Origin of the sequence: Lactobacillus sp. UMNPBX1 (assembly GCF_002554085.1) — a bacterium.
Taxonomy (GTDB): Bacteria; Bacillota; Bacilli; order Lactobacillales; family Lactobacillaceae; genus Lactobacillus; species Lactobacillus crispatus.
Window position 1 is genome coordinate 1 of the sequence record NZ_PCZI01000064.1, and the last position, 409, is coordinate 409.

The following is a 409-nucleotide window of genomic DNA, read 5'->3' on the forward strand; positions in this document are numbered from 1 at the left end:
TTATTGTTTTTGGTGTAACTGCTGGGTTAGCTAGTGCTTTAGTTGGATATGTACTTTCAGCATGGTTATTAAGACCAATAGAACTTATAAATGAAACAATTGGTAAAATAAATACAGATGATGAAAGAGACTCCTTAGCTAACGTTAGAGTTCCGATTCTAAATCAAAATGATGAACTATCAGAATTAAGCAATTTATTTAATGATATGCTTGATAGAATGGAAAGATACATTCAACAACAACAACAATTTGTAGAAGATGTATCGCATGAATTGAGAACACCTGTGGCGATTATTCAAGGACATTTGGACTTATTAAGTAGATGGGGCAAGGATGATCCACAGATATTGGAAGAATCTATTTCAGCATCATTACAGGAAATAACAAGAATGAAAAGTTTAGTTCAGGA

The 409-nt window shown here is 32.5% G+C and carries 1 protein-coding gene; it reads left to right on the forward strand.

Going from position 1 to position 409, the window contains the following annotated elements; all coding sequences use genetic code 11:
* Window positions 1-409 (forward strand): histidine kinase dimerization/phospho-acceptor domain-containing protein (locus CP352_RS10790; protein WP_143465306.1); only part of this gene is annotated, 409 nt, incomplete at both ends.